The sequence below is a fragment of the Bradyrhizobium japonicum USDA 6 genome (genome assembly GCF_000284375.1).
GTDB lineage: Bacteria > Pseudomonadota > Alphaproteobacteria > Rhizobiales > Xanthobacteraceae > Bradyrhizobium > Bradyrhizobium japonicum.
The window spans coordinates 2,447,806-2,467,173 of sequence record NC_017249.1 but is presented as its reverse complement, the minus strand read 5'-3'; the positions used below and the strand labels follow the sequence as shown (position 1 = coordinate 2,467,173).

Below are 19,368 nucleotides of genomic sequence, written 5' to 3'. Positions count from 1 at the left end.
ACTAGAGCATCGCGGCGCAGACGTCTGTCCCTAGCGGTAGGGACAGGCGGTATTGGAGCGTGTCATCGCAGGTCCGGTACGCGCGGGCACGATAACGGGTCCGCATGGCCCACCACAGCGGACATCGACAAACGCATGAGCGACGTCCGCTTGGGGCCAACAGGGGACATTGAGCCGTTCCCGACAATCTAAGCTGCTGCTATAACTCCGGCAGGCCGGAAAGTCCCGGCAAGCGTGGGGGTCGTCAATGCAGCCAGACACCCGATACGCCAAGAGCGGCGACGTTCACATCGCCTATCAAGTGTTCGGCGAGGGTCCGCTCAACGTTGTCTTCGCTCCGCCGGGCTTTACCAACGTCGAGCACTGGTGGGACGAACCGGAGGTGAGCCGTTGGCTGACGCGGCTGGCGCGCTACGCCCGGGTGGTGATGTTCGACAAGCGCGGCACGGGCCTGTCGGATCGGGTCGCCGACTACCCGGGGCTAGACCAGCGCATGGACGACCTGCGTGCGGTTACGGACGCCACCGGCATGGAACAGGCAGCGCTTCTCGGCATTTCTGAAGGTGGCACGATGTCGGCGCTGTTCGCCGCGACCTATCCCAGTCGCTGCCGCGCGCTGGTGCTCTGCAACGCCTATCCGGCATCGACATTTGTTCTGTCGACGCCGGCGCAAATTTTCGACTATATCGAGCGTGATTGGGGCAGCGGCGGCAGCCTGGCAAGATTTGCGCCCTCGCGCGCGAACGACTTGGCGTTCAAACGCTGGTGGGGCAAGAACGAGCGCGTGTCCAATAGCCCTGCTGGTGCCGCCGCGTTCGTGCGCATGAACCGTCTGATTGACGTCAGCGACATCGTCTCGACGATCCGGGTTCCGACCCTCGTCATCCACCGGACGGGCGACAGGAACGTCAGCGTCGAGGGCGGCCGGTTTCTCGCCGCGCATATTCCAGGCTCCCGCTATCTAGAGTTTGCAGGGATCGACCACCTCCCCTTCGTCGGCGACAATGCCGACGGCATCGCCGATGCAATCGAGGAGTTTCTGACCGGCTCGCTTGCGCCCGTCGCGGTCGACCGCGTGCTTGCCACCGTGCTGTTTACAGACATCGTCGGCTCGACCGAGAAAGCCGCCGCGCTCGGCGACCATCGCTGGCACGACCTTCTTGACACTCATCACACCGCGATACGGCGCACCCTCTCGCGCTTCCGCGGCCACGAAATCAAGACGACCGGGGACGGCGTTCTTGCTACTTTCGACGGTCCGGCACGCGGCGTGCGCTGCGCTTGCGCCATCGCCGACGAAATCAGGTCGTTGGGCATTGAAGTCCGGGCCGGGCTTCATACTGGCGAGTGCGAAGTGATCGGCAATGATATCGGCGGCATTGCCGTTCACATCGGAGCGCGCGTGGCGGCGCTTGCCGGCGCGAGCGAGGTATTGGTGTCGAGCACGGTCAAGGACCTAGTGGCGGGTTCCGGCTTGCGTTTTGGTGATCGCGGCAATCATTCGCTCAAGGGTGTCCCGGGAGATTGGCGCATCTTTGCAGTCGAACGGTGAATGCGCCGCTCTAACCAATTCGAATTGACGCTCCTCCGATCACTTCGCACGCACCAAATGTCTCCTGCGGGTCAAAAGCAGCGGTCGGGCGCGAATTTTCTTATGTCTGGTTGACCCTCGACAGGCGACGTTGCCACGGCCAGTCGGCTGTTCAGCTACGGGCCATAAGCTGCCATTGAAGACGAAGGCACATTTTTTCTCGATCCTGACTGGCTTTCTTCCCGATGTCCTAAAGTCTATCTTGGTTGAAAAGACACGAGAGGCAGCGAAATGCTACCGGCACCAATCACTTATTGCTTCTACCGTTGTCGCGGACTCTGCCTTCAGACTTGGATCGTCGCGACTTTCGCAATCATGATGGCCTCCGCTCCACTGCAAGCCTCAACAGCACCAAAAACGTCAGCGTGCGGATACCTCGCTGGTCTAATTGATAAGGCACCGCCATCAGGGCCGTTGTTCCTGCCCAGCTATCCGACCGTCGAATCGGGGCCTCTGCATGGCGCCGCCTACCTCTATGACAATGCGGTAGCCGCCATCGCGTTGGTCGGTTGCGGTGAGCAAGACAAAGCGTATCGGATTGGCTCGGCGCTTCTCTGGGCCATCGACAACGACCGCACCTGGCATGATGGACGGCTCCGGAACGCTTACGCCGCGGGCGTGGTGGGGAATGGCCCCGTCAAACTTCCGGGGTGGTGGGACAATACTCAGAACAAATGGTTAGAGGATCGATATCAGGTGGGCAGCGATGTTGGTAACATGGCATGGGCCATGTTGGCGTTGCTGTCGCTTGATGATGTGAACGCCGGCTCTCGGTTCCGCGATGGTGCAGCACGGCTTGGCGCCTGGGTCACGCAATGGGCCGATACGCGCGGTACTGGCGGTTTCACGGGTGGTACGTTTGGGCACGAACCGACGCCGGAAGTGCGGACGTGGAAATCGACTGAACATAATACTGACCTCGCCGCCGCGTTTGGCCTTCTTGCGATCCGTACAGGGGATTCGCGCTGGCGCGATAAGGCAACGGTCGCTGAGTACTTCGTAAATGCGATGTGGGATCCGGCATGCGCCTGTTTCGCCGCAGGTACCGCTGAAGACGGTGTCACGCACAATCCGATTTTAGCTCTCGATGCTCAGGTCTGGCCTTTAATAGCGCTCCACGGAGCGGTCGAGAAATTTGCATCGGCAATTGCGACCGCCGAACAGCGAATGAGTGTCGATGAGGGCTTTTCTTACGGTGAAGACCGAGACGGTGTGTGGACCGAAGGAACGGGCCAAATGGCTCTCTTGATGAAATTGCTCGGCAGGATTGGGAGAGCAGACTCGTTGATGGCTGTAGTCGAATCCCAGAGGTCGCCGGATGGTGGGTTCTATGCCACAACTGCCCACGAGTTGCCGACCGGGTTCGTGTTGGACACCGATCCGACCAAACCGCGGCTCTATTTCCGATTGTCACATCTTGGCGCAGCTTCGTGGGCTGCCCTCGCGGAACGTGGGTTCAATCCCTTTACGGTGACAAAGGGACTCCCGTAGTTGAGTCGCGGTGCTTCTCGTCCGTTTCGGTCTGTTTTGATTTCGATATGTCCGTTCCGGGTCACGAGCGACTGACTTAAGACCGGCCAACGACGCGGCTATGACCGCAAGTCTCTGAAAGCAGACACAATCTGCTCGCCACGTGCATGCTTGCTGCCCCCGAAAAACGAGGAGCACGGACATGGCTGACGAAAATTGCCTTTCCACCTCTACCCACCACACCCCTTGGAACAAGGGCAAGCTGATTGGTGCCAAGCCGCCGTTGAGGCCAAACCAAGTTTTGGTCGATCCGAACCCGGCTATTGATCGAGAGACGGTCGCGTGATCTTGCCCTGTTCAATCTTGCGATCGATAGCAAGCTGCGTGGTTGCGACGTCGTTGCCTTGAGGGTCGAAGATGTTGCACCGAACGGCTACGCACTCGATCGCGCGACCGTCCGACAGAAAAAGACAGGGAGACCGGTCAAGTTCGAGCTGACCGATCAGACCCGTCAGTCCGTTGATGATTTTCTGAAGGTGGCCGGCAAGACGCCAGGTGACTACCTATTCACTGGGCGCCGCGGCCCGAGCTGGGCTATGACAACCCGTCAATATGCTCGCCTTCTTGCCGATTGGGTTGCAAGCATTGGGCTCGACCCAAGAGTGTTTGGCACACACTCACTTCGCCGGACCAAGGCAACGCTGATCTACCGACGCACTGGAAACTTGCGAGCCGTGCAGCTTTTGCTCGGCCACACCAAGATCGAGAGCACGGTCCGCTATCTTGGCATCGAGGTTGATGACGCGCTCGCGATTGCCGAACAAGTTGATGTCTGAACCACCTGAGCAGAGCGGACATGCTCTGCCCGTCCACCATCGGCGGCTTCGGGCCACATCCGGACTCATGCAGCGCAACAAGATGCGCACTGAGCCGATCACTTTATCAGTGCGCGCGAGTACCATCGGGAGTCGAACCTTGCAATTCGACTCGAATTGCGCGGCGCATCATTCGGCTAACTTTGTGCGTCGGCGCCAAGTTCGAGGCTATGTCCTGCGATTGGTTGAATCTTGGCCTCCAGACTCCGCGCATCACCGGCTCCAACGATCCGATCTCAGGCGCCAACACTAGTTCAACACTCTCGCCAGATCATCAGCCTCGCGCAGATCGCGGGAAGTTTCCGCGGATGCGAATTTCGCCCGGGTCGATATTAGCAGGTCTCGTGCCTCAGTGCGTCCGGATGCGCTCTCGCCTGCGCTGACCAGGCGTGCGATGCTGATCGCCGTGCGCAATTCCCAACCGACCGCCCCGAGCTTCCTGGCGGAGGCAAGCGAGCGCTTGAACAAGCGCATGGCGGCCCGGTCGTCCCGCGATGGATCGCGACACAGCAGCGAGCCGTGGATCCGGTAAATCTCGGGAGCAGCCCAGCACTCGCCGGTTTGCTTCACCAGAGCCTCAGCCGAGGCAGCGAAGTTTCGAGCCCTATCCATCTGCCCGATCCGTCCGAATTCCGTGGCAAGCAGAATTCGATAGAGCGGCATCTGGATGCACCGGTTCTCGGCGGGCAGCTTATCGAGCAGGCCGCATAGCTGCTCGAGCACGTCCGGCGCGGGGCCTCGTGCCGCCAACGCTGCGGTTGCCCACAATGGACCGATGACCCGGTACATCGGATAGCCATACTCGTCAGCGACCTTCAGACCACGCTTCACGCTGGCAAGGTTCTCCGCAAGGTCACCCTCATACCAGTGATCGGCGACGCCGAGAATGGAGGCAAAAGCCACCATGAACGGATGTCCAATCTCGTTCGCAAGCTGCCGCGCCGTCACGCAGCACTCTCTGGCCCGGCCAGGCCGGCCCAACAGCCATTCAATGTGTCCGGAATAGACGAGCGATACAATTAATGGATCATGCTGATAGATCTGGACCAGCTTGCCGTGCTCGCGCGGATTGTAGCGAGCGCTGACCAGAGCCGCGAGCTCACTCGCCTGCTGCAAACGACCGAGGAAGAAATTGGCGATCACGGCGGCGGTGTAGGCCATGAGGGCAGCCTCGTCGTTGCGCCACTCTTCTGCCCGCTGGACGAAATTTTCCGCGTGTTCGAGGCCTTTGGTGAGCTCGCAGTTGACCAGCTTGGCTATGGTACTTCCCCACAGCACCGTCGCCTTCTCGCGAATGGTGCCATGGCTCGCGCAAAGCTCGAGCGCACGACTGTAGGGACCATAGACGTTCGGGTCGGACCATCCGGCGTTGGCCGTGTACGCCATCGCCAGATTGGATTGCAGTCCAATTTCAGCCTCGAAGCGCCGTGGCGACGCCGGCATCTTGGATATCAGCGAGAGGCCTTCGCGAAGGTGAGCCACGGCTTCCTTGGTGGCAGATCTGCGCAGCGCGGATTTTCCAGCCTGGAGCCAGGCCTCGATCGCTTCCGGAATGTTGCCTGCGCGCGCATAATGATAGCCTAATACCGCCGGCTGGCCGCTTTCTTCAATGGAGGCATCCTGGAGCAGCCACGATGCCACGCGCGCATGGAGTTCACGCCTTTCCTCCATGAGCAACGAGGAGTAGGCCACTTCCTGTATCATCGCATGTTTGAACGTGAAGACCTCGCCTTGAGGTTCCTTGCTGCGATACACGATCCCCGCTCTCTCGAGAGCTCGCAACGCCTGTGGCAGCGTTTGGCTCTTATCCGGAAACACGTTGAAAATGCCTTCATAGTCGAAACGCCTTCCGAAAACGGAGGCGATCTGGGCGACGCGCTTGGCAGGACCGAGACGATCAAGGCGCTCCATCAGGGAATCGTGAATACTTGACGGCACCAGGGGTTCTGGCAACTTCGGCACAGGGCTTACGGCGGCCGGCGGGACCGCACCGGCATCGACGACGGCCCGCGTGAACTCCTCGACAAAGAGTGGCACGCCGTCGGTCCTTTCCACGATCTGGCTGGTAATCTGGCGCGGCACGAAATCGCTGCCCGCGACGGCTGCGACCATCTGCTCGCATTCATGCGCTGCCAGCTTCCGGAGGGGGACCCGTCTAATTGCCGTGCTTGACAACCAGTCGGCCTTGTAATCATCGCGATGCGTGATCAGGACCATGATCCGCTCGCCAGGACAGCGAGCCATCACGCGTACCAGCAGTTCGATGGTGGTCGGGTCCATCCACTGGACGTCCTCGACGATCCCGAGGATCGGCTGCTTGCGCGAGGCGGCGACAAGAGCGTCGACGAACACCTGAAACGCACGCTCGCGCTCCAGGGGAGATCCGAAATCCGCGGGCTCGTATCCCGCGCATGCGGGGATCGATAGCACCGCCCCGTAGTAACGAAGCGCCTGCTTGAGATCGGTGACGGCGCTCGCCAACAGCGATTGCAGTTTTGCCAGCGCGAGTTCCGCGTTGTCGGTGTCGTGGATGCCGGTCGCGCGTATGAGGCGCTCGATTTCCGGGGCAAGCGGCGTGTTAATGTGGAACGGTGAACATTGCAGCGACAGAACATCACGCGGAGACGCACCGAGCGAACTGCGGAACTGGCGGATCAAACGTGACTTGCCGATTCCGGGCTCGCCGGAAATGACGCCAACTTGCCCCGAGCCGGCGAGAGTCTGCTGCCACATCTCGGCAAGCAACGCACTTTCGCTGGTTCGGTTTATCATCGGGGCAAGAGGCGACCTCCGCGCGCGGTCGAACCTGCTTTCGTTTGACCCAAGCGCCTCTGCACGCCAAGCCTCGACCGGCCCCTCCACGCCCTTGAGAGCTTGTCGGCCAAGCGGCACATAGCTGAAGGTTCTCCGGGTCAGATCGTAAGTGCTCGAGCCAACTACGATACCGTTCTCACTCGCGAGTCCTTGCAGGCGGGCAGCGACATGCGCCGTACTGCCGAACACTTCCCGTCGATCGGGGGGCTCGCCGGGCACGCTGCCGACGACGACGACCCCGGTGTTGACCCCGATGCGCACGCCCAGGCGAACGAAGCTGCCGTCCGACAGCAGAAACTTGTGTTCCTTGATCGCCGCGGCAATCGCCAGAGAGGCGCGGACCGCGCGCTCAGGATCATTTTCATGTGCTTGCGGGACGCCAAAAAATGCGAGCAACCCGTCACCAATCATCCTGGCGATATGACCGCCGTAGCGGCGAATCTGCTCGTCGCAGATATCGCGGTAAGTTCTGATAATCGCGAAGAACTCCTCGGGATCGATCCGCTCGCTCAGGGGTGTCGAACCGACGATGTCGATAAATGTCACGGTGAGCTGGCGGCGTTCGGCACGCGGAGCCTCATTCTCGACATTCGGCGGCCCCTGTGTCCGCTGAAGTCCGCCCAAACGATCGGGCTTCGGCTCGCTGCTCATGACCCACCAAGTTCACTTTCCGCCGTACCCGCCGCGAGGCAAGATAGACGGCGAGCCGCATCCAGTTGACGCTGCCGAGCGGCCCGTCCCCAGGCAGACAGTTCCAGGGATTGAATACCATGTGCTCGCAGTCGTACAGCGCATTCTGCGTCAAACTCTTGAAATGGCAGTGCTTCCCAGCCGCACTAGGACGGGTCCATGGCCGCGAAGCGTCCCCGACGTCATCCGACGTGACGGCGTGCCGTACCCTTTTGGAGAAATCGAACACGACGTCATCGCCGCCTTGTTGCGTGCGCGGGTGCGGATCCCTCACAAGCGATTCTTGAAGAAAGCTTTTCGATGGGCCCAAAACGCAAACGTCCACCATCTGATGTCCTCATTTGACCACCGGGAGGACCGACCAAATAGCGCACGACCTTGTGCTCGCCGATCTCGGCTTCGGGTCATTCGCGTCTGTTTGTCCCGGTTACGATGACTTCAGGTCCATCCCAGTGAACGGACATCTTCGGCGCCGGTCGGCCTATCTCGCAAGGGCCAATCTCGGAAAACCTTAGGGCGCCGTCTCGCGGATGGGCTAACCCTGATCGCTGGTGCGCTGCGGCGGCTGCGGATTGTTTGCGGGATTCGTATCGTACTTGGATATTCGCGCAATTAGCCCGCTGGTGGCAAGCGGTTGCAAACCTGCCTCCAGGGCGTCAGCAATCTCCTTGGCATAGATCTCCCGTTCGTCCACGTAGAGCGTGAAGGATTTCAAATATTTTTCCTTCTTCGCCGGATCCGCGATCGTCGCCTTCGTCCACTCGTAGAGCGGATAGTTTTCGACGCCGCGCTCTTCTGCTGCGGCGACATACTCGGCAAAAGCGTCGAACTGGCATTTCGGTGCCGCGCGATGCTCGGCGAGAACATCGAATAGCGGCGCAAGCACCGGATCACGGAGTTCTCGGCGTACCGATTCCGCCGTGGTAGAATCGCTTACATCGAATCTAACCTGATACTTCCACTGAGAAGTCATGCTATTCTCGCCTTCTGGTCGCATCCGGTTTGCCCCGTTTTCCGATCGCAAATGCTGGCGCCCCCTCACCAGCAGGTCCCGCACGCCGCTGCAGTTCTGAGCGTTACCTCGGCGCGCTGAAGGTAAGGCCGGCGCGCTCCTTCAGACGCTCGCGTAACGCCGTACCCATCAGCGCGCCCGGCGTCCAGATGCCGCCCTCGCCCTGCACGTCGCGCACGAGGCAGAGAGCGCTTTCGGCGATCATCTTGCTGGTCGAGCCATAGCCCGGATCGCGGTCGCCCGTGACCACGGCCTCGACCCGTCCGCCATCCGGCAGCTCGCCCAGGAAGAGGATGTCGTAGAAGCCCTTCTCACGCTGTTCCCGAGTCGGGCCTGCGCCGTGTTTGAGGCCGCCGATCCCGAACAAGGAAACCATCGTGGCGAACGTCTCCGTCGTCACGCGACCGATTTCCCCCAATCCCGGCGCGACCATCATCTCGTCGTAAACGAAGTCCGTGCCGTAGGGATGCCCCAACAGGAAATTCGTGCGGTGCACGTTCTTGGTGTTGACCGGCGACATAGGGAACGGGACGAGCCACACGTTCATACGCGGGTCGTATTCGGGGATGAGGCCCGACGGCTGAGACGGCCCGGTGAACCCCGGCGTCAACGCGAAGGGATCGGTCAGCAGCCGGATCAGGGCCGGGTCGCGCGCGGCGGCCGCCAACGTTGCCTGGGCGCTCGCCGCGGTACCGCCAGACATGCCGCCTTTCACCTTGCGCAGGCGGGCTTTGACCCGCCGCGCCGGGCGTCCGAATTTCTCGCGCGCCTTGTCCTGCAACGTGAGCACGCCGAGATCGAACGGGACGGAATCGAAGCCGCATGAGAAGACGATGCGCGCGCCGGTCCGTTTCGCGTCTTCGTGATGGGCGTCGATCATGCGCCGCATCCAAGCCGGTTCGCCGCACAGATCGATATAGCCAGTGCCCGTGGCCGCGCAGGCCGCCACAAGCTCGGTGCCGTGGAGCTGATAAGGCCCGACCGTCGTGATGATCGCGGTCGCGCGCTCGCACATCGAACGTAGGCTGGCCGGCTCGCCGGCATCCGCCTTCACCAAAGGCAAATCGTCTGGTGCGCCGATGTCGGCACGCACCTTCTGGAGCTTGTCGGTCGAGCGTCCCGCGATCGCCCAGGACGGAGCATCGTCGCCGCGATAGGACGTCGCCAGATATTCGGCGATGAGACGGCCGGTGTAACCCGTCGCGCCATAGACGATGAGGTCGAAGTCCCGCTTCACGACGCTGGTCCTCCTCGAGACCCGGGAGAGCGCTACCCCTTACTCGGATCGGTCTTCCGCCGGCTGGATTGCACCATCCTGCCTAGCGCACTCATTCGATCACCTCGTCGGCGCGGGCCGAGCAGGCGCCTAAGAGGTGGGGATGCCAGGCCATTTTATGCTGTCCCGGAGCCGGCGAGGACACGAGGACGCGCAGCAAGTGCCATTCGAGGGGGCAGCCGCTTTCATTGAACCGTCCCATCGCGTTTGACGGAGGATACCACAGTTCCTGTCTTGGGGCGCGCAACGTCCGGTTGGAGTCAATACGCCATTTTGACCGCGGGCGAGCCACTTCCGGTCTCCCCTCGATAAGCGGACAGTTTCCGGGCCGGTCGGAATGTCTCAGTCGGGCCATCAGCCGACCTGATTGCCTGTGAATAGGAGTCCGGGCCGCGGAACGGCACTGGTCGAGGTGTTGGGTCGATCCGGCCGCCGGGCCTAACAACCACCCAGTTTCCAAGCGGAACGCAAACTTACCTGGCGCCGGAAACTAGATTACCGACACAGCTTCTCGACGAAACGAATGTGAACCCAGAGGTGTACGTGTGGGCAGTCGCCAGCTGTTCTATCTCAAGCGTTCGGCCGCCGCAGTTAGCACAGGATAGCGGGCATAGAACGTGTCGACGCGGTCCCGCCACATCGCCACGAACGCACCCGAGGTGAGACTATCGACCGACTTCCATTCGCGTTTGACCGCAGGCAGCGTGTTCCCCCAGATAGCGCGCTTGCACCATCGCTCACCCTTCGCCAAGCCCTCCCGGGTTGCGCACATCGACTTCCAGGCAATCCGCTGCGGACGGCTGATGTGTTGGGCGGCTCCTTCCCAGCCCTGCTGGTGGATCAGGTAAAGGTCGGAAAAGGTCGGCTTCTTGTGCGTCAATATTTCGAATAGCGCAGCCTCGCTGAGAAACTTGTAGGCGGCAGCCATAGCGTTGTCGCGAGGATTGAGGATGTCGCCCGATCCGTATTTGCTGAACTCAAACTTGCTCAGCTGGAACAGGCCGATATAGGAGCCGGTGCGTTGCTTGGGATCAAAATCGGATTCGATCTTGGCGACCGCCTTCATGAAATTGACATCGACACCGAACGCTTCGGCTGCACGTTCGATCTCCTGGACGGGCGTTCCGAGCGGAACGCCGCTCAACGCCGACAAGGCGATCTTCGCGGGTTTCTCCGGCGGCGGAATTTCCGAGTAGACGTAGTATTTGAGATACGACGGTTTGCCTTCGCCCGGATTGGGCGAAGCAACGGGCGGACGGTCCTGCTGAAGCGTTGCCGAGCTCTCGGGCGACGCCACCTCAAGGCTGGCGACCTGCAACATTGGCCCTTGCGAAGTGGTTGCATCGGATGGCGGCACCGAGTCCGGCGCCGCGGCGCTGAATCCCGCCGCAACGATCGCATTAGCCGACAATCCCGTATCGAATTTCGTCTCGATGGCCGGGGCCGGAAATGCGGCGCCGGCATTTGCCAGGACCGTCGTCACATTCAGCGGGATGCCGCTGAATGCATCAGCCACTCTTGCATTCGCCGTTGCGATGCTTGGACGCGGTACCGCGATCAGACCAATCGCGGCAAGCGAAGTCACTGTCAGCGCGCCGGCAATACAGCTTGCTTGCCAAATCTTCAATGTCGCCAGCCGCGCGGCCGCGGCCCCCAATCGATCCAACCACCCCGTGTTCAGCCCGGCCCCAATCCGGTATCGGTTTATTTTTGGATTCGCCACAACGAAGGCATGAGGCTGGACGGCCCGCATTTTCTCACTGGCTGTTGCGGCCAAGACGCACTGGACAGCGATGCTGACCAACTTCGGAACCCGATCGTTCCGTCACGGGAACCGAGGTCGTCCAGGCAACGTTGGGCAGCAGACTGAAAATGCCTTCAAGGTTCAGACAATTGGGCTGGACGGAACAATCCGTTCTGCGAGGAGATGCCGAGACGCTCATAGGCGCGCTAGCGAGAGGCCCAACGCGGACTAAGCATCCGCGAGCGAGCGGCCATGCATCAGCCAATAGTCGATCTGCCAGCTCTCGTAACCAAGCAACTCGCCAAAGCGCCGTTCGCGATCATCGGACCAAGCTCCGGATTCGCCTAGCAGCGCAAGCATGGCGTCAACCCGCCACTCGCTGCCGGGCAATGTGTAAAACAGCATCCGATATTCGAGCTGCGGCGCGCCAGGACAGGCTTCGATCAACTCGCGTCTTATGAAGCGGCCTTCGGCAACATGCCTGTCGAACATGCGCCAATACCGAATGCAGATGTCCGGCTCGTGGCCAACGAAATCCTTGAAATATGCGAGGGGCTTGGTCCCCCTCAGCATTAAGCCAAGTTCTCTATTGGTATGAACCAAATAGGGCAGTTGACGACGCCATTCGGAATACATGTTGAGCATGTTGGTCGCACAACGTTAATTTCTGCTAAGGGGTCACGCGCGAACGTTCCAGAGCGAAGTCAGTCGGCTTCGAGCCAAATCCGGACAATTGCAGCGAGCTATATGGCGCCGTCACTTTCATCATGACGACGAGCCTCTCATGGTGGCTGAGGCATCTCGCAAAGGAACGGCTAACCACGTTGCGACTGCTGCAGAGGGGAGGACATGGAAAGGCCAAACAACCAATGATAGCATGCCCTTCCTGAGACCAACCAAGGGGACTATCGTGCCTGGAATGACCAAGCTTCGCTCTTGGTTTCTGCCCGTTGTCGTGTGGATCGCTCTCGTCGGAGTTCTTCTCGCCTGGTTTACGCTCACACCACGCGGTGGTGCGCCGTACTGGTTGGTGAGTCTGATTGTCTCCTGGTTACCCTTCCTGGCGCTGGTGTGCGTTTGGTTATGGTTTTCGCGCAGGAATGGGCGCGCATCATCCGGGGCGAGTTGGGTCGATCTCTTCGAGCAGCAGGTCGCCGAGACCCAACGCACGAACGCATTGTTGGAAAGGATCGCGGCGGCTCTGGAAAAGCCGTCTCCGGGTTAGCTCGAACACTGGCGCATCGCGGGGAGGAAGGATATGCGCTCAGGGATTTCCGCGCACGTCTGGCTGATTGCCTTGGCATTCGCAACAGCCGCTGCTGTCAGCCAGCCGGCGGCAGCCGACGATCGACAGGAGTGTTTGAATGGGTCGAAGGAAACCGCTGCCGCGACGATCGCCGCCTGTACACGCGCGATCGAAAGCGGAGACAGCAATGACCAAGACCTGTCCGCCCTCTATCATGCGCGCGGCTACTCCTGGTCATGGACAAGCTTTGCCGATCTCGACGACCGAGCCTTGAAAGACTTTACCGAGGCGATCCGAGCTAACCCGAAATCCGGCGGATCACTGCTCAATCGGTCGCACATCTACAACCAACGGCACGACTACGACCGGGCGATAGCGGACGTTAACCAGGCGTTCGAAGGTGGCCTGTCGGACTATGGAAAGCGGGTCGGATACGGCGAGCGCGGCTACGCCTATCAGGCCAAAGGCGACAATGACCGTGCCATCGCGGACTATACCGAGAGTATCCAGCTTGGTGCGAACAATAGTTTCGCTCTCACCGCGCGAGGCAACGCCTATTTTGCCAAGGGCGATTTTGATCGTGCCACCGCCGACTACGACCGGGTGATCGCACTCGATCCGGAATATGCTCACGACTATTCCGCTTACAGCAATCGCGCCATTGCGCACCTGTCCAAGGGCGATTTCCGCGGCGCCATCGCGGACTTCGATCGGCGGCAGGCGCTATCATGGCTCGCTGCTGCTGCCTTTTTGGCAGTGGTGATCTGGCTTTGTTGCCGAAGGAGCGCCCATTTGCCGGGACGGTGGTCTGGGCCGACGATGGTTCAGATGTGCGAGAATGAACTCGTCGAGATAAAGCGCAGGAACGCCGCCTTGGAGAGTATCGCGACGGCTATCGAGAAGCGATCGTCGGGTTAGATAGAATTGCCTCCTTGTCCTCAGTTGCAGACCGAGGACAGAGGACTGATTTACCGGACCTCGGCGATCTTCGGTCCAGATGACAACATCTGCGCGTTGGCCGCCAGGGGCCGCTTCGACGGCGATGCCGGGTCCGGCAACCGGAACGCGGCGTCGGCCGGCGCTCCCTGGGATGGCCTGCGGGCTGCGGTTGCCGGAAGCACGATCACTTTCGCTCCGACTTTCACCCGCTCGTAGAGGTCCGTGACGTCGTCATTGGTCAGCCGGATACAGCCGGACGAAACCTTCTTCCCGATCGTATCGGGATTGTTGGTGCCGTGAATTCGATATTCGGTCTCGCCGAGATACATCGCCCGGGCGCCGAGCGGGTTGCCCGGACCGCCCGCCATGAATCGCGGCAGATAGGGCTGACGCGAGACCATCTCCACAGGCGGATGCCAATCCGGCCATTCTGCCTTACGGGCCACAGTCTGCTCACCGGACCATGTGAAACCTTCGCGCCCGACACCGATGCCGTAGCGCATCGCCTGCCTGTCGTTCAGAACGAAATAGAGGAATGTGTTTCCGGTATCGATGATCACGGTGCCCGGCGCCTGGCGGCTGGCGTAGTCGACCACCTGCCGGACAAGCGCTCCGGGAACGCCAGCGTCGGCTTTGGGTGGTTCGACCAGAGCCGCCGGGGCCGGGATCGGAGCCGGGACCGGAATCGCAGCCGGAGCTGGCGCTGATACACGAGCTGGAGTTGCCACGTAAACCGGAGTTGACGATGCCTGGGCTTCGTGTGCGGACGGTTTTCGTATCGGTTGCACGTCCGCCGGGCTGGACAGCAAGCTATACCCCACGACGGCGACGGCCACGGCGCCAATTGCGACTCTCGCGGCCATGGGTATTGCGAGGGCCTCTGCCTTCTTACGTTTGGCCCGCTTACCCATACTCTTTCCCCAAGTCACTATGCCCGGAAGACGTACCCGGCAAAATTTAAGAAACTTCGAAGCGATTTCGCTCCGACTGGAGCCGTTGGCGATGGTTAACGCCGAGCTCTTGTGCGGCAGCATGAAAGCGGTCGGCTCCCGAAATCCCCGCCATCAGTGCGCTAATGTGGCGCCCTGGTGGGCCCGATGATCCGCGTCCCGGCGCGGGGGCGGATGTTCTGGTTGTGGTGGAAGACGTTCTCGGGGTCGTACGTGGTCTTTACGTCAACCAGCCGGTCATAGACGGCGTCGCCGTACGCCTCGCGGACCCGGCCCGGATCTTCGTCGCCGCCGAGGAAGTTGACGTAAACGCCCTGGCGGAAGGGGCGGAGGGCGGCGAAGAACTGCCTCGTCCATGCCGTGTCCCGGTCGCCGAAGTCCTCTCCGGACCGCCACACAGCATCGAGCGTGATTGCGTGCGACGCTTGCCGGTTCCCGAATGCCGTCGCGCCCTCGGCTATTCGTCTCACCGCTCCCTTCAGATGGAACATCGCCGCGTACGACCGCGGTGACGAGCAGCAGAACGCGTGCTCGGTGATCACGTCAATGAGGTCGTCGCGGAGCTCGGGGAGGTGGGTGGACTTCCAGTAGTAGTTCCAACCGTGGACGACAGTCGAGTCGAGCGCGCTCTGGAATCCCACGTACGGCGCGGGCCCGACGAGGTCGAGGAGGGGGGGCCGGGATGCGCGGAGCGGGCGGAGCACGCGCTCGCCTTCCTCGATCGGCCCGGCGTAGCAGGCACCAACCATCATCACTGGGCGCCAGTGCAAATTCTCGGGGATGACCGTTAGCGGCGGCGCGGTGCCGAACCTTACGACCGTGCCGAGTTCGTCAGGAGCGTCTGCGATGAAGTCGCGGTAGAGGCGCAGGACCTCCGCGGCGTCGGTCGCATCCCAGAGGATGGGCCCGGCCAGGACGATGGGTCCGACGGGGTGGAGGCGGAACTCGAACGAGGTGACCACGCCGAAGTTGCCCCCGCCGCCCCGCAACGCCCAGAACAGGTCGGGGTGCTCGTCCTCGGACACCCGCAACAGCCCGCCGTCGGCCGTTACGAGGTTAATGGCGAGCAGATTGTCGACCGTAAGGCCGTGCTTGCGCATCAGCCAGCCGACACCACCGCCGAGGGTGAGTCCGGCGACGCCGGTGTGGCTCACGATTCCGCCGGTAGTGGCCAGACCGTGCGCCTGCGTCTCGTGGTCGACGTCGCCCCACAGCGCGCCGCCCTGCACCCAGGCCCTGCGATCGGCGGGATCGACGCGGACGCCCCGCATCGCCGAGAGGTCGATGACGATCCCGTCGTCGCAAACGGCAGTGCCCGCCACGTTGTGGCCTCCGCCCCGTATAGCAATCCCTAGATCGTGGTTGCGGGCGAAACGCACGGCCGCGACCACGTCGGCGGTTCCGATGCAACGGGCGATTAGGTGCGGGCGCCGGTCAATGGCACCGTTCCAGACTGCACGGGCGCTGTCGTAGTCGGCGTGGTCGGCGCTGATTAGCCGGCCTCGGAACCCGTCGATCTCCACGAGGGGTGGCCCCTTGCTGCGTTGGCTGACTTCCCCGGACATTGGTGTCGTCATGGTGTCCTCCTCTCTTCGAGAGGCGAGATCGGACCACGGCGAGCCACCGTCGCATAGTCAAGAATCTGGACTTCAAAGCCGAAGGCGGGTGTGGGACACTGGGCTCATGAGGACGTATGGCCAATATTGTCCCATCGCTCGTGGCGCCGAGATCTTCGCCGAGCGCTGGACACCTCTGATCATCCGCAACCTGCACCTTGGCTGCGGAAACTTCAGCGAGATCTTGGAGGGCGCGCCCGGACTCTCCCGTACCCTGCTCTCGCAACGGCTCAAGCAGCTCGAACGGGTCGGTCTCGTCGAGTCGGCATTCAAGTCCGACGGGCGCGGGCACCGCTACGAACTCACGTCCGCAGGCCACGATCTCTTCACGGTCTGTCAGTCGCTCGGCGAGTGGGGTGCGCGTTGGCTCGAGATCGCCCCCGAGCACCTCGACCCCTTTGTGGCCCTGTGGTCGATGTGCAACGCGCTCCGCCAAGACCGGCTCCCGGATCGACGCGTCGTCATCCGCTTCGACTTCACCGGCCGCCCGCGCCGCGAGCGCTATTGGCTACTCATCGAACTGGGAGACACCGAGATCTGCAAGACAAACCCCGGCTTCGAAGAGGATCTCTACATCACGGCGGAAGCGGAAGCATTCGTCAAATGGCATGCCGGCCAGCTCACCTGGGCCCAAGCCACTGGCGAGGGCCGCATCCAACTCGACGGCCCGCCCTCGCTGATAAGAGCGTTCCCAACCTGGAACGCCCGCAGCATGTTCGCGCACATCAGGCCGGTCTCTCGCACCTCTACGAGCTCCGCCGCCTGATGTCCGCGACGGGTCAAGAGGCGACAACCCTGGCGGCAGATTGCATGTCCGCTTTGCTCTCGGAAGCAGATATCGCAGACCAAGTCCCCTCAGTTCAGGCCGCGCGGACCAGCCAGCAGGCCCAGCACGATCGAGAACAATTCATTCTGCGAGGAGATGCCGAGCCGCTCATAGGCGCGCTTGCGGTAGGTCAGGGTCGAATGCAGGCTGATGCCGAGCGTTTGCGAGATCGCCTCGGAGCTGAAGCCGAGCAGGATGCGGCGGCAGACGTCCTGCTCGCGCGGCGTCAGCGCGGAGAGTGGCGCGCGCGTTGCGAACAACGCAGCGAGGTTCTGGTCGGGCGTCGCGGTGGCCGCCTGCTGGAAATGACGCGCAACGCTGGCGCCGATCGCAGGCGCAATAACCTGAAGCCGCGCACGCTCGGCGTCGCCAAAGCGGCCCTGGGCCGTGATGCGGTAGAAATTGACATAGAAGCAGGTGTCTCCGACCCAGATCGCTGTCGCATATTTGTCGACGATATCAGAGTCATTGAAGAAGATTTTCCGGTAGCGCGCGCCATACATGCGCGGCGCGAACGACGGCAGCATGACCGGCGTGCTGGTCTCGGCCTCGAACAGCGCATCACGATTGGGATCGGATTCGTGGAACTGGCCGGCATAGGCCGCGCCGAGATCGCTGCCGATCGGGATGTTGCCGGCGTCGAGCAGACAGCTCGCCGCGCCGGTGCGCGCCAGCGCGAACACCATGCAATGGCCGACGCCCGCCTGCCGGCGCAGTGTGTCGATGAGGACATTCGGGAAATCAGGTCGGCCGATGGCGAGCACCGCCGGCGCGATGTCGTTCGCCGCTGGAGTTGAGGCCATGCCGTGGGGCCGCATTGGTTTCCTCCGCAAAAGTTCTTTTGGCGGACGATATCAGCAAGGGGATTTGGCAGGAAGTCGGCTGGGTCGGCGTATGCCGCCTTCCGGGTCCCGGCTCTGCGCAGCAGCGTTACACGCTGCCGCGCGTCCGGGACACGAGAGTGTTGCTGGTCGATGCAGAGGATGGTCTCGTGCCCCGGACGCAGCGCAGCGCTTCTTCAGCGGTGCGCTGCCGAGCCGGGGCCCATGCCGCAACAACGGAAACGCCTGCGCCCCCTACCCCGCCGCCGCCTTCGCCGGCGCGACGTTGATCGCGAGCTTGCCGTAGCGATCCGTGAAAGCCTCGGTGTCGATCTCCTCCAGCTTGATCTCGCCGCTCATCACGCCCTGCTTCCAGGCCGCCTGCGCCGGGTCGTTCTGGAATTCCGGCATCACCTCGCGGCCGAACAACTCGAGCGATTCGCAGATGTGCTCGTGGCTGTTCTTGCCCGCTTGATTCAGCAGGATCACCTGATCGATATGCGACGACTGGAAGCGCTTCAGCTTCCTGCGGATGGTCTCGGGCGAGCCGATCAGGCCGCCGCGCAGCGCCGCCTCCTGCGCCTCGGGATTGTCGCGCTTCCACTTGTTGTACTCGTCCCACATGTTGACGGTGTAGGGCGCGGGGCGCTGGCGGTTCTGCGAGGCGCCGTAGAAGCGCAGCGCGAACTGGAAGAAGGTGGCGCCGTCGGCGCGCGCACGCGCTTCCTCGTCCGTCTTGGCGCACATGAAGAACGAGACCAGCGCCATGTTCGGATTGATCTCGTAGTCGGCGAGCTTGTGCAATCGCTTGGTCATCGCGTTGTAATAGGCGTGCACCCAGGCATGCGCCGCATCCGCGCTGACGAACTGGAAGCCCAGCGCGCCAAAGCCGTGACGGCCGGCGCGTTCGATGGTCGGCAGCTGCGAGCACGCCATCCACAAAGGCGGATGCGGCTTCTGCACCGGCTTCGGCACGACATTGCGCAAGGGAATGTCGAAATACTTGCCGTGGTGCTCGCTGCCCGCATCCCTGAACATCGGGAAGATCGCCTGCACGGCCTCCTCAAACACCTCCTTCTTGGTCTCCATGTCGCGGTCGAACGGCGTCAGCTCGGTGATGGAGGCGCTCTCACCCATGCCGAATTCGCAGCGGCCGTTGGAGAGCAGGTCGAGCACCGCGACGCGCTCGGCGACGCGCGCCGGATGATTGGTGGTGAGCTGGAGGATGCCGTGGCCGAGCCTGATGTTTTCGTGCGCTGGCTTGCCGCCGCGAGAAACGATTCCGGCGAGGGCGAGTGCGAGTACTCTTCGAGGAAGTGATGCTCGACGACCCAGGCGTGGTCGTAACCGAGCCTATCGGCATGTTCCATCTGCGAGAGCGCGTTCTGGTAGAGCTTCAGCTCGTCGCCGGCCACCCAGGGCCGTGGCAGCTGCAGCTCGTAGAAGATGCCGAACTTCATGACGCCTCTCCCGCTTATTCTTGTTGCGCTCATCTTAG

General features: G+C 62.0%; 13 protein-coding genes and 2 pseudogenes. 6 read left to right on the top strand and 9 right to left on the bottom strand.

What is annotated here, in order from left to right; all coding sequences use genetic code 11:
• Positions 1-247: 247 nt before the first annotated feature.
• From BJ6T_RS11530 to BJ6T_RS11520, 3 genes and pseudogenes are all read left to right on the top strand, one after another.
• A complete protein-coding gene (locus BJ6T_RS11530; protein WP_014492530.1) occupies positions 248-1,552 on the top strand; it encodes an adenylate/guanylate cyclase domain-containing protein in 1,305 nt (434 codons plus the stop codon).
• Positions 1,553-2,005: 453 nt separating this feature from the next.
• Entirely contained in the window at positions 2,006-3,082 is a 1,077-nt protein-coding gene (locus BJ6T_RS11525) for a hypothetical protein (protein ID WP_014492529.1), read from the top strand.
• 181 nt (positions 3,083-3,263) lie between these two features.
• Positions 3,264-3,897, top strand: a pseudogene (locus tag BJ6T_RS11520) (tyrosine-type recombinase/integrase).
• Between the two features lie 288 nt (positions 3,898-4,185).
• On the opposite strand, the gene BJ6T_RS11515 reads toward BJ6T_RS11520, so the two are convergent.
• The 5 genes from BJ6T_RS11515 to BJ6T_RS11495 all read right to left on the bottom strand — a co-directional run bounded on the left by BJ6T_RS11515 (position 4,186) and on the right by BJ6T_RS11495 (position 12,117).
• Complete coding sequence (locus tag BJ6T_RS11515; protein WP_014492527.1) at positions 4,186-7,401, bottom strand: ATP-binding protein; 3,216 nt, start codon at positions 7,399-7,401, stop codon at positions 4,186-4,188.
• Between the two features lie 574 nt (positions 7,402-7,975).
• Entirely contained in the window at positions 7,976-8,413 is a 438-nt protein-coding gene (locus tag BJ6T_RS11510; protein WP_014492526.1) for a hypothetical protein, read from the bottom strand.
• A gap of 103 nt (positions 8,414-8,516) precedes the next feature.
• Positions 8,517-9,689 (bottom strand): saccharopine dehydrogenase family protein, encoded by a 1,173-nt coding sequence (locus tag BJ6T_RS11505; protein WP_014492525.1) that lies wholly within the window; start codon positions 9,687-9,689, stop codon positions 8,517-8,519.
• 604 nt (positions 9,690-10,293) lie between these two features.
• On the bottom strand, positions 10,294-11,505 hold the full coding sequence (locus BJ6T_RS45475) for a transglycosylase SLT domain-containing protein (protein WP_240537961.1): 1,212 nt from the start codon (positions 11,503-11,505) through the stop codon (positions 10,294-10,296).
• Between the two features lie 195 nt (positions 11,506-11,700).
• Positions 11,701-12,117: a hypothetical protein gene (locus tag BJ6T_RS11495; RefSeq protein ID WP_014492522.1), complete on the bottom strand. Its 417-nt coding sequence runs from the start codon at positions 12,115-12,117 to the stop codon at positions 11,701-11,703.
• A 274-nt stretch (positions 12,118-12,391) separates the two neighbouring features.
• On the opposite strand from BJ6T_RS11495, the gene BJ6T_RS48215 reads away from it, so the two are divergent.
• Both BJ6T_RS48215 and BJ6T_RS42515 read left to right on the top strand, forming a co-directional pair.
• The gene (locus BJ6T_RS48215) at positions 12,392-12,697 is read left to right on the top strand and encodes a hypothetical protein (protein WP_225894945.1); all 306 of its coding nucleotides are present in this window, start codon (positions 12,392-12,394) and stop codon (positions 12,695-12,697) included.
• 33 nt (positions 12,698-12,730) lie between these two features.
• The gene (locus BJ6T_RS42515) at positions 12,731-13,636 is read left to right on the top strand and encodes a tetratricopeptide repeat protein (protein ID WP_014492521.1); all 906 of its coding nucleotides are present in this window, start codon (positions 12,731-12,733) and stop codon (positions 13,634-13,636) included.
• Positions 13,637-13,686: 50 nt separating this feature from the next.
• Here BJ6T_RS42515 and BJ6T_RS11480 read toward each other — a convergent pair whose 3' ends face one another.
• A complete protein-coding gene (locus BJ6T_RS11480) occupies positions 13,687-14,568 on the bottom strand; it encodes a L,D-transpeptidase (protein WP_014492520.1) in 882 nt (293 codons plus the stop codon).
• A 161-nt stretch (positions 14,569-14,729) separates the two neighbouring features.
• A complete protein-coding gene (locus tag BJ6T_RS11475; protein ID WP_014492519.1) occupies positions 14,730-16,184 on the bottom strand; it encodes an FAD-binding oxidoreductase in 1,455 nt (484 codons plus the stop codon).
• Between the two features lie 106 nt (positions 16,185-16,290).
• Between BJ6T_RS11475 and BJ6T_RS11470 the strand changes: the two genes are divergently transcribed.
• On the top strand, positions 16,291-16,989 hold the full coding sequence (locus tag BJ6T_RS11470; RefSeq protein ID WP_028170242.1) for a winged helix-turn-helix transcriptional regulator: 699 nt from the start codon (positions 16,291-16,293) through the stop codon (positions 16,987-16,989).
• Positions 16,990-17,078: 89 nt separating this feature from the next.
• Here the strand turns inward: BJ6T_RS11470 and BJ6T_RS11465 are convergent, their stop codons facing one another.
• Positions 17,079-17,867: a helix-turn-helix transcriptional regulator gene (locus BJ6T_RS11465; protein WP_014492517.1), complete on the bottom strand. Its 789-nt coding sequence runs from the start codon at positions 17,865-17,867 to the stop codon at positions 17,079-17,081.
• Positions 17,868-18,125: 258 nt separating this feature from the next.
• Positions 18,126-19,330 (bottom strand): annotated as a pseudogene (locus BJ6T_RS11460) (LLM class flavin-dependent oxidoreductase).
• Positions 19,331-19,368: the final 38 nt, after the last annotated feature.

Bases quoted from the DNA above. Each gene is read 5' to 3' on its own strand.
- BJ6T_RS11510 (WP_014492526.1), bottom strand. From the start codon at position 8,413: ATGACTTCTCAGTGGAAGTATCAGGTTAGATTCGATGTAAGCGATTCT.
- BJ6T_RS11495 (WP_014492522.1), bottom strand. From the start codon at position 12,117: ATGCTCAACATGTATTCCGAATGGCGTCGTCAACTGCCCTATTTGGTT.
- BJ6T_RS11475 (WP_014492519.1), bottom strand. From the start codon at position 16,184: ATGACGACACCAATGTCCGGGGAAGTCAGCCAACGCAGCAAGGGGCCA.
- BJ6T_RS11470 (WP_028170242.1), top strand. From the start codon at position 16,291: ATGAGGACGTATGGCCAATATTGTCCCATCGCTCGTGGCGCCGAGATC.
- BJ6T_RS11465 (WP_014492517.1), bottom strand. From the start codon at position 17,867: ATGCGGCCCCACGGCATGGCCTCAACTCCAGCGGCGAACGACATCGCG.
- BJ6T_RS11515 (WP_014492527.1), bottom strand. From the start codon at position 7,401: ATGAGCAGCGAGCCGAAGCCCGATCGTTTGGGCGGACTTCAGCGGACA.
- BJ6T_RS11480 (WP_014492520.1), bottom strand. From the start codon at position 14,568: ATGGGTAAGCGGGCCAAACGTAAGAAGGCAGAGGCCCTCGCAATACCC.
- BJ6T_RS42515 (WP_014492521.1), top strand. From the start codon at position 12,731: ATGCGCTCAGGGATTTCCGCGCACGTCTGGCTGATTGCCTTGGCATTC.
- BJ6T_RS11530 (WP_014492530.1), top strand. From the start codon at position 248: ATGCAGCCAGACACCCGATACGCCAAGAGCGGCGACGTTCACATCGCC.
- BJ6T_RS48215 (WP_225894945.1), top strand. From the start codon at position 12,392: ATGACCAAGCTTCGCTCTTGGTTTCTGCCCGTTGTCGTGTGGATCGCT.